Source organism: Sulfitobacter sp. HI0129 (genome assembly GCF_001635395.1).
Classification (GTDB): Bacteria; Pseudomonadota; Alphaproteobacteria; order Rhodobacterales; family Rhodobacteraceae; genus Sulfitobacter.
Genome location: NZ_LWGH01000798.1, coordinates 1 through 9,150 on the forward strand (window position 1 = coordinate 1; position 9,150 = coordinate 9,150).

Here is a 9,150-nt window from a genome sequence, read left to right on the forward strand (position 1 = left end):
GCAACAGGAACCACGCCTGTTTCTGCCCCCGAAACCGGCCCTTCCAGATGCGCGGAACAAGATCATGCGGCAGGTCGTAGGTGAGCATGTCCCGGGTCTGCGCCACGACCTCGACAAGCTCCGGGGGCACCCCCGTCTCCTCCACCAATTCGCGCAGGGCGGCCTCGCGCAGGTCCTCGCCGGGTTCCACCCCGCCCTGCGGCATCTGCCACGCGTCGGTGTCCCTGTCCCGCCGCTGGCCGACGAAAACCTTGCCCTCATCGTTGATCATCATGACGCCCACGCAGGGGCGGTAGGGAAGCTTCTCGATCTCTTCTGGTCGCACCGGGGATACCTTTCATCGCAGGCCTTCACAGTAGCGCCTTATCGCGGGCCTTGTACACAGCAGGGCAGCGCGCGGCTTCCGTCGCGGACATCGCGGGGGTGACGCCGCGTTTAACGTGACTCGCAAGGGGACATGGGGTGTTCTGCGCCGCGCAGCGCCTCTGGCAGAAAAGGTTTTTCGATGTCCCACTATCCCCATATGCTCGCACCGCTCGACCTCGGCTTTACGACGCTCAAGAACCGGGTGCTCATGGGGTCGATGCACACCGGCCTCGAAGAAACCAAGGATTGGAACCGCGTCGCAGAATTCTACGCCGAACGGGCGCGCGGTGAAGTGGGGCTGATGGTGACGGGCGGCATCGGGCCCAACCTCGAAGGATCGGTTCTGCCCGGCGCATCCATGATGGTCACGCAGGAAGACATCGACAACCACGCCGTCATCACCCGGCGGGTGCACGAGGCAGGGGGCAAGATCTGCATGCAGATCCTCCATGCCGGGCGCTATGCCTATGGCCCGAAATGCGTTGCACCCTCGCCGATCAAATCACCGATCTCCCCCTTCCCGCCGGCGGAACTGGACGAAGACGGCATCGAGAAGCAGATCGCCGATATCGTCGCCTGTGCCGAACGCGCGCGGGAAGCGGGCTATGACGGGGTGGAGATCATGGGCTCCGAAGGGTACTTCCTGAACCAGTTCCTCGTGACCCATACCAACAAGCGGACTGACCGCTGGGGCGGGGCCTATGAGAATCGCATGCGGCTGCCCATCGAGGTCGTGCGCCGGACCCGCGAAGCGGTGGGTGAGGATTTCATCATCATTTACCGCCTGTCGATGATCGATCTTATCCCCAACGGATCGACCTACGACGAAGTCGTGCAACTCGCGCAGGAGATCGAGAAGGCGGGCGCCACGATCATCAACACCGGGATCGGCTGGCACGAAGCACGTATCCCCACCATCGCAACTTCCGTTCCGCGGGCAGCCTTTGCCTGGGTCACCAAGAAGCTGATGGGCAAGGTGGGCATCCCTGTGATCACCTCCAACCGGATCAACACGCCTGAGGTGGCCGAAGAGGTACTGGCCGACGGCTGCGCCGACATGGTCTCGCTCGCCCGGCCGATGCTGGCGGATGCCGATTTCGTGGCCAAGGCCATGGCTGGAAAATCCGACCGGATCGCCCCCTGCATCGCCTGCAACCAGGCCTGTCTCGACCATACGTTCGGCGGCAAGATTTCAAGCTGCCTCGTCAACCCGCGCGCCTGCCATGAAACCGAGTTGCGGATCGAGCCTGTCGGAACCGCGCGGGCAATCGCTGTCGTAGGGGCCGGGCCTGCGGGGCTGTCGGCGGCGATCACGGCGGCCCAGCGCGGTCACCGCGTTACGATCTTCGACCGAGCGCAGGAAATCGGGGGGCAGCTGAACCTCGCCAAGCAGGTGGCGGGAAAGGAGGAGTTCTGGGGCTTCGTCGATTGGTATCGCAGCATGATCGCCGATCTCGACATCGAGGTGAAGCTGAACACCGAGGTTTCCGCCAACGATCTGGACGACTATGACGAGGTCATCATTGCCACCGGCGTCGTACCGCGCGACCCGCAGATCCCGGGCCAGAACCGCGACAACGTGGTGAGCTATGTGAACATTCTGGACGGAACGGCCACGGCGGGACGCCGGGTCGCCGTGATCGGCGCGGGCGGCATCGGTTTCGACGTGTCCGAACACCTTGTCCATGACGGCGACAGCACGACGCTGAACCTGCCCGAATGGATGCGCGAATGGGGCGTGGCCGACCCCGCCGAACACCGGTCGGGCCTGGCGCCGGAAGGTCCGCAGCCCCATGCCCCCGCCCGGGAGGTCACGATGCTGCAGCGCAAGACGTCCAAGGTGGGCAAGGGTCTCGGCAAGACGACAGGCTGGATCCACCGTGCTTCTCTGACCATGAAGGCGGTGAAGATGATCGCGGGCGTGAACTACGAAAAAATCGACGACGAGGGGCTGCATATCTCTTTCGGAGAGGCACGCGAGAATCCTCAGGTGATCGAGGCGGATACTATCGTCCTGTGCGCCGGGCAGTTGTCGGACCGCAGCCTCGCCGACGCGCTCGAAGCCAAGGGCCGGACCTGTCACGTCATCGGCGGGGCAGACGTGGCGGCCGAACTCGACGCCAAGCGCGCCATCAATCAGGGGACCCGTCTGGCCGCAGCGCTCTGATCCGGGGGGCAGGAGCGCCCCCCGAAACACTTGGCATCGTTCGAAAGAGACGCTACCGCTTTTCGCCGTGCGGCCCAACTGCTGGCCGTGCCTGTGACAGGCCGAGGGTGACAATGCCGATCTGCGTTTTCGATGTTTTTGCGGATGGAACGACCGAGGTTCCCGAGGACAGGGCACTGACGGGTCCCGGCCGATACCGCTGGTGGCACTTCGACCTTGCGGATCCCGAGCTGGCCACATGGCTCGAAGGGGTCCTGCCCCCGATCCCCCGGGGCGCACTGCTGCAACCCGAAACCCGGCCCCGCTGCGACCGGTACGGCGAAGGCATCATGTTGAACCTGCGGGGCATCAATATGAACGAAGGTCAGGATGCAGACCAGATGGTCTCCGTCCGGATGTGGATCGATGACGACGTCGTCATCACGGTACGGATGCGGAAGGTCTTTGCCATTGACGAAATCCGGCAACTGGCGACACAGGGAAAGGTCCCGCGCACCACCGCCGCCTTCATCGAGGCGCTCGTATCCCGGCTGACCCATCGGGTTCAGGACGAGGTGGCAAAGATCGCGCGGCTGACCGAATTTTTCGAAGACGATCTCGAAGACGACAGCACACCCATTCCGCCCGAACTGCCGGAAACCCGGCGCAGCGTGATCAAACTGCGTCGCTATCTCGAACCACAGCGGTACGCTCTGCACCGGCTGGTGGAGATCAACCTGCCCATCATACCCGAGCCGGACACGCTGACCCTGCGGGAACTGGCAAACCGAACGACTATCGCGGTCGAAGAGTTGAACGCGCTGCAGGAGCGGCTCATTACCGTGCAGGACGAACACGACCTGCATGTGGCGCGCAAACAGGCCCGGCACGGCTATGTGCTGTCCGTAGCCGCGGCGGTCTTCCTGCCGCTGGGCTTTCTGACCGGTCTCTTCGGGGTCAACATCGGCGGAATGCCCGGGATCGACGATCCCTATGCCTTCGCCATTCTCTGCGCCTCGATGGCGGGATTGGTGGTGGTGATGGTACTGATCCTCAAATGGGTGCGATGGCTTTGATATCGCGCCCGGAAACGCAGCGTTCACGCGTTTCCACAAGCTGGACGATCCCGTCAATTACCTTGCTACTGTCCCACCCCTGCCCCGATCCTGCCTGAATTCTCGGTCATTGCTGTGCCCTGAAAGAAGAATAGTGATGAAGGAACGGGCATGGATCGCCTCACGGAAATGGAAGCATTCGCCACGGTCGTCGATCAGGGCGGATTCACCGATGCCGCCAAGAAGATGGGCATCTCCAAGTCGGCTGTATCAAAGCACGTCTCTTCATTGGAAGCGCGCCTTGGGGCTCGCCTTCTGAACCGCACGACGCGGCGGGTTTCCCCGACGGAGATCGGGCTTGCCTATTACGACCGCGCCCGGCGGGTGCTGAACGATGCAGGCGAAGCGGATGCGCTGGTGACGTCGATGCAATCGGCCCCCTCCGGCCTTCTGCGCATATCCGTCGCCACGGACTTCGGCGTCAATCACCTTTCCCCCGCCCTGTCGGAGTTCCTGTCCGACTTCCCGGACATCACCGTGAACATGGTGCTCAACAATCGCTACGTCGAACTGATCTCTGAAGGGTTCGACATGGCCGTGCGCATCGGAGAGCTGGAAGACAGCACGCTGCGCGCGCGGAAACTTACGGAAACCACGAAGCGGATGATCGCCTCCCCCAAGTATTTCGAGCAATATGGCAGGCCCGACAAGATCGACGATCTGAACAACCACAAGCTTCTGCACTATTCCAACCAGTCCTCGGGCAATGTCTGGAAGCTGACCGCGCCTTCGGGCGAAAAGCGTCAGGTGCGCACGGCGGGCTGGCTGTCGGTGAACGATGGGCAGTCCCTGCTCAACGCCGCGATTTCCGGTCTGGGCATCGCCTATTTGCCCAGCTTTCTTTATTCCGACGCGATGGAGAAGGGCCTTGTAGAGGATGCCATCCCCGACTTGCCCCTGGAAAACCAAGGCATTTACGCGGTCTATCCACCCGGCCGCTTCACCCAGCCAAAAGTGCGCGCCTTCATCGATTTTCTGGTTCATACCTTTGCCGAAAAAGGCCCCAACGACTGGTAATTCTATATCCGACCTCCCTCGGTGAACTGGGTCGCAAAAGTCAGCGACCTGCCCCCGCCCCCTTTGATAAGGGCGGGGTTTTTCTTCTGCCTCTTGCTGTTTTCCCGCCCAGATTTGGCCCTCATCCTGCGCTAGGGTCCGACCCCGGAAGAAGGAAGACGAAGAAGGGGTTCGCGCCATGGATCTGATCGACTGGCTGACGAGACCGACATGGAGGTCGGAGATCGCCCTGAGCACCCGCCCTCACTCCGCCGGGAGCACGACGGCTTCGACGCGACGATTGGCTTCGCGACCCTCCGGGGTGAGGTTGGAAGCGACCGGAGAGAGATAGCCCATCCCTTCGGCATCCAGCCGCCCGGCCTCCAGCCCGTAGTCCCGGATCAGGCGTTCGCGTACCGATCGCGCCCGCTGGCGTGACAGGCTGATGTTGCCCGCCAGACTGCCCACGGTATCGGTATGCCCCACGAGTGCCACCCGCAGATCGGGATGGTTTTTGACGAAGGCCGCCAGTTCGCCTAGGACCGAGTACTCCCCCGCCTGCAGTTTCGAGGTGCCGGAACCGAAATCGAGCCCCGGCAACAGCGCGTTGCCCTGCGCCAGCAGTGTCTCTGCCAGTTCCCCCTCCGCCGGTATCGCCACTTCCGCCGCCGGAGAGACCTGCCGCAGCGCGGGGGCCGTCCGCTCCACACCGGCGCCATCGCCGAGCGTCCCGGCGCGGATGATCTGCAGATAGGCTGCCGTGGACGACGCGCTGGCCAGAATGGTCACTGCTTCGGTCGGCGGGGAGTCGTCCTCCCCCCGCACCGCGGTGATGAAATGATAGGCACGCACGTTGACGTACATCGCAGGGCCGGGCAGCGTTTCGACGGCAAAGCGGAAATCGAACCCCCCGCATTGTTCGGCCGCGCAATCCAGTACGATTTCGAAACCCGCTTCGACCAACTGGGCGCGCAGGGGCGCCACGATCTGCAGGGGCGTCAGGCCGCGTCCTTCCAGCCGCCAGGCCGCGCGCCTTACCTCGCCATCAAACGCAAGTTGCGCCACCACCCCTTCGGAAAAGACGCCGACCGGCGCGACATAGCGATCGGGCCCCGTATCTCTTTCTGCCGTCAGCTGGGCATTCGACGGCAGTTTGAGTTCCAGCGCCAAGGCACCCTGCGGTAGTATCGCCAGTGCGAACGCGAGGCCCGAGAGCCATGCCCGCATGATCCGGGACGCCGGATGCTTCATCGCGCCTGTGCGTGATATTCGTCGTTCGGTCGCATATCGGTACCGCTGGCCACGCGGTTCGTCATGTTGAAGAACCCCGCGACGCTGGCGATATCGAAAATATCCCGGTCGGAAAAACCGACCTCGCGCAGGGCCTGACGGTCATCTTCCGTCACCGCGGCGCTTTCCCGTGTGAGTTTCACGGCGAAATCCAGCATCGCCATCTGTCGCGCGTCGATCTTAGCCACGCGGTAATTCATCACCAGTGCTTCGCCCAGTTGCGGATCCCCCGACAGGGCCCGCACCGCCGCGCCATGGGCGACGAGGCAATAGTAGCACTTGTTATAGGACGATACCGCCACCGCGATCATCTCACGCTCCAGCTTCGAGAGCGCGGAATCCCCCAGCATCAGGTCGTTGTACATGGCGGTGAAGGCATTCAGCTTGTCGATATCGAAGGCATAGGCCCGCAGGACATTGGGCACCATGCCCAGCTTTTCCTCGCAAACCTCGAAGTATTTGCGCGTTTCCGCCGGCAGGGGGTGGACCATCGGCAGGTCGAGTGCGGTAGGTGCTTCGTTGCTCATGGCGGCATCCTTCATTCTGGTGACGTGCGATAGTGATAGCCTTCGACGCGCTCGAATCCCATCGATCGGTAAAGCGCATTCGCGGCTTCGTTCTCCTTCACGCAGAGAACGGCGATGTCCTGCGCCCCCTGCTCCGCTGCCCAGAAGGCGGCGCGGCGCATGATCCAGCCCGCGACCCCCTGTCGGCGCTGATGGGGCAGAACCTCTATGGCGTGGACCATGCAGACGCCCTCATGCACAGCGGCGAAACCGACGCCCGCGGGCTTTTCGTTCCACCGGGCAAGGATCGATGTTTTGCAGGCGGCCCGGTGCATCACGGCAAGACGCGCGGGGCCGATCCCGGCAGAAGCCCAGATGTCTTCCATGATGGCGAGCGGTTCCCAGATGGCAAAGGCCGTGACCCTCGGAATGGCCTTGTTCGTCAGCGCCGCGATGGGCGCCTTCCACAGGTTTACCGGGTCTTTTACCGCGTATCCGCGTTCCGCCAGCATGGTGTCGAGCGCACGGTCCTCTGCCAGAACCATGAAGAGCGGTTTCTGGCCCACATCCTTCATCGCGGCCTCGGCGGCGGCGATGTCATCCGGCGCGATGACGCCATGCGCGGACGCCGCCGATACCCTTTGCCCCCCGCCCTTGCCTTCGCGCAGGGTCCATGGCCCCTCCTCCCAGCGGCGGGCGGCTGGCCATGTGCCGTCGATGGCAGCCAGCAGGGCGTTCCGGTCAGCGATCACGCAAAGGTCTCTTCGAGGCGGGCGAGCGCTTGGTCGATCTGGTCCTGATCGTTACCCCTGATCACGATATGCGCGCCATATCGGCCATCTTTCTGAAACGGATAGGATCCGAAGGCCAAGGCGGGGAAAGCCTCCGCGATGTCGGAAAGCGGCCCGGCGATATCCCCCTCGCCTCTCTCGACCCGCATGGTTTCGGACAGCAGCGGCGCGCCGCCGGTCAGCGTGGGCAGGATACTGTCCACCATCGCCTCGAACACGGCAGGTACCCCCGCCATCACATGCACGTTTTCCAGAATGAAGCCCGGCGCGGCGGAAACCGGGTTGTCGATCAGCGTAGCACCTTCGGGAATGCGCGCCATGCGCAGCCGGGCGGCATTCAGCTCGGTTCTCGACTTGTCGTAATGCTCTGCCAGAATGGCGCGCGCATCATCGCGCACGTCGATCGAACGGTCGAAGGCGGCAGCAATACATTCGGCGGTGATGTCGTCATGCGTGGGGCCGATTCCCCCGCTGGTGAAGACATAGGTGTAGGCGATGGAAAGCGATTGCACCGCGGCGATAATCGCCCCGTGCTCATCCCCGATCACCCGCGCCTCTTTCAGGTCCACGCCTATATCGCACAGCTTCTGCGCCAGATGGTGCATGTTGCTGTCCCGCGTCCGCCCCGACAGGATCTCATCCCCGATGACAAGCATCGCTGCGGTCGGGTTCGCCATGGGGGTACCTCCTTGAGATTGGCTGACCTTGGGTATAGGCCGCTGCCCATGCGCTTTCAAACCCAACTTGTCCCCGCGCGGCTCGACCGACGCTACAAGCGGTTTCTGGCGGACTGCACTCTGGAAGAAAGCGGCGAAACGATCACGGCGCATTGCGCCAACCCCGGCGCGATGACGGACCTCGCCACGGCGGGCACGCGGGTCTGGCTGGAGCCGAACGACGATCCGAAGCGCAAGCTGAAGTACGGCTGGCGGCTGGTCGATCACGAGAACGGCCATTTCACCGGCGTCGATACCGGCAGCGCGAACCGTCTTGTCGCCGAAGCACTGGACGCGGGGCTTGTTCCGCCGCTCAAGGCCTATGGCACGCGCCGGGCAGAGGTCCGGTACGGAGAAGGCTCCCGGGCTGACTTCCTGCTGAGCGAGCCCGGCCTGCCGGATGCGTGGGTAGAGGTCAAATCCGTCACGCTTTGCCGTGACGGCGCACTGGCGGAGTTTCCAGACAGCGTAACCGCCCGGGGCGCGCGCCACCTTACGGAACTGGGGCGCATGGCCGCCGCAGGCCACCGCGCAATGCTCATCTACTGCGTGCAGCGGACCGATTGCACCGATGTCACCCTCGCGCGCGATATCGACCCTGCCTATGCCGCCGCGTGGGATGCCGCCCGCGCGCAGGGTCTGGAAACCATAGCCCTGGGGACCCACATCAGCCCCCAGGGCATTACCGTTACCGGCCCGCTGGGCTAGGCATCGTGAGTGCAGGTACTGGCACCTCCGGTCCCACCGCGATAAGAAAGGAAAACTATCGATGGAGTATCCGGTGAGCGAGCAGCACCGAGGCCGTCAGACCAAGGACGGCATTCGCATTTACGACCCTTCCGATTTCGCGGGCATGCATGCGGCAGGACGGCTGGCCGCGCAAATCCTTGACGAGATTGCGGAACATGTGACCGTAGGCCAGACGACCGGAGCGCTTGACCGGATGATCGAAAAAAAGGTCGAAGCCGCCGGCGCGAAATCGGCGACCATCGGCTACAAGGGATATGCCCACGCGAGCTGCATCTCGGTCAATCATGTTGTCTGCCACGGCATCCCCGGCGACAAGAAGCTGAAGGACGGCGATATCCTCAATATCGACGTCACCGTGATCGTCGATGGCTGGTACGGCGATACCTCACGGATGTATGTGGCGGGCAAACTCAGCCGGAAGGCGGAGCGCCTCATTCAGGTCACCCACGACAGCCTGATGCGCGGCATCGATGC

At 63.4% G+C, this 9,150-nt stretch carries 10 protein-coding genes; 5 read left to right on the plus strand and 5 right to left on the minus strand.

Going from position 1 to position 9,150, the window contains the following annotated elements:
• On the minus strand, positions 1 to 325 hold a 325-nt coding region (locus tag A3764_RS19160; protein ID WP_067951955.1), incomplete at its 3' end, for an RNA pyrophosphohydrolase.
• A 180-nt stretch (positions 326 to 505) separates the two neighbouring features.
• Here A3764_RS19160 and A3764_RS19165 point away from each other — a divergent pair.
• The 3 genes from A3764_RS19165 (at position 506) to A3764_RS19175 (ending at position 4,644) form a co-directional block, all read left to right on the plus strand.
• Positions 506 to 2,533 carry an NADPH-dependent 2,4-dienoyl-CoA reductase gene (locus tag A3764_RS19165; RefSeq protein WP_067920760.1) on the plus strand — a complete coding sequence of 676 codons (2,028 nt, stop codon included), beginning with the start codon at positions 506 to 508 and terminating at the stop codon, positions 2,531 to 2,533.
• Between the two features lie 113 nt (positions 2,534 to 2,646).
• Positions 2,647 to 3,588 carry a zinc transporter ZntB gene (locus A3764_RS19170; RefSeq protein WP_067920759.1) on the plus strand — a complete coding sequence of 314 codons (942 nt, stop codon included), beginning with the start codon at positions 2,647 to 2,649 and terminating at the stop codon, positions 3,586 to 3,588.
• A 150-nt stretch (positions 3,589 to 3,738) separates the two neighbouring features.
• A complete protein-coding gene (locus tag A3764_RS19175) occupies positions 3,739 to 4,644 on the plus strand; it encodes a LysR family transcriptional regulator (RefSeq protein WP_067920566.1) in 906 nt (301 codons plus the stop codon).
• 243 nt (positions 4,645 to 4,887) lie between these two features.
• Here A3764_RS19175 and A3764_RS19180 read toward each other — a convergent pair whose 3' ends face one another.
• The 4 genes from A3764_RS19180 to A3764_RS19195 are packed head-to-tail and all read right to left on the minus strand — an operon-like array spanning position 4,888 to position 7,887.
• Positions 4,888 to 5,874, minus strand: coding sequence for an OmpA family protein (locus A3764_RS19180; RefSeq protein ID WP_236628253.1), 987 nt, complete (start codon positions 5,872 to 5,874; stop codon positions 4,888 to 4,890).
• A complete protein-coding gene (locus A3764_RS19185) occupies positions 5,871 to 6,440 on the minus strand; it encodes a peroxidase-related enzyme (protein ID WP_067920568.1) in 570 nt (189 codons plus the stop codon). Before A3764_RS19185 ends, A3764_RS19180 begins: the two co-directional genes overlap by 4 nt.
• A gap of 11 nt (positions 6,441 to 6,451) precedes the next feature.
• Positions 6,452 to 7,168 (minus strand): GNAT family N-acetyltransferase, encoded by a 717-nt coding sequence (locus A3764_RS19190; protein WP_067920579.1) that lies wholly within the window; start codon positions 7,166 to 7,168, stop codon positions 6,452 to 6,454.
• Positions 7,168 to 7,887, minus strand: coding sequence for a competence/damage-inducible protein A (locus A3764_RS19195; RefSeq protein ID WP_067920570.1), 720 nt, complete (start codon positions 7,885 to 7,887; stop codon positions 7,168 to 7,170). The genes A3764_RS19190 and A3764_RS19195 overlap by 1 nt, the downstream gene beginning before the upstream one ends.
• Before the next feature lie 48 nt (positions 7,888 to 7,935).
• On the opposite strand from A3764_RS19195, the gene sfsA reads away from it, so the two are divergent.
• The gene (gene sfsA, locus A3764_RS19200) at positions 7,936 to 8,634 is read left to right on the plus strand and encodes a DNA/RNA nuclease SfsA (RefSeq protein ID WP_067920572.1); all 699 of its coding nucleotides are present in this window, start codon (positions 7,936 to 7,938) and stop codon (positions 8,632 to 8,634) included.
• Positions 8,635 to 8,695: 61 nt separating this feature from the next.
• Positions 8,696 to 9,150, plus strand: a 455-nt coding sequence (locus A3764_RS19205) for a M24 family metallopeptidase (protein WP_150122308.1), incomplete at its 3' end; no start/stop codon positions are given.

Excerpts from the sequence above, each read along its gene's own strand:
- A3764_RS19195 (WP_067920570.1), bottom strand. The coding sequence starts at position 7,887 with ATGGCGAACCCGACCGCAGCGATGCTTGTCATCGGGGATGAGATCCTG.
- A3764_RS19170 (WP_067920759.1), top strand. The coding sequence starts at position 2,647 with ATGCCGATCTGCGTTTTCGATGTTTTTGCGGATGGAACGACCGAGGTT.
- A3764_RS19165 (WP_067920760.1), top strand. The coding sequence starts at position 506 with ATGTCCCACTATCCCCATATGCTCGCACCGCTCGACCTCGGCTTTACG.
- sfsA (WP_067920572.1), top strand. The coding sequence starts at position 7,936 with ATGCGCTTTCAAACCCAACTTGTCCCCGCGCGGCTCGACCGACGCTAC.
- A3764_RS19185 (WP_067920568.1), bottom strand. The coding sequence starts at position 6,440 with ATGAGCAACGAAGCACCTACCGCACTCGACCTGCCGATGGTCCACCCC.
- A3764_RS19180 (WP_236628253.1), bottom strand. The coding sequence starts at position 5,874 with ATGAAGCATCCGGCGTCCCGGATCATGCGGGCATGGCTCTCGGGCCTC.
- A3764_RS19175 (WP_067920566.1), top strand. The coding sequence starts at position 3,739 with ATGGATCGCCTCACGGAAATGGAAGCATTCGCCACGGTCGTCGATCAG.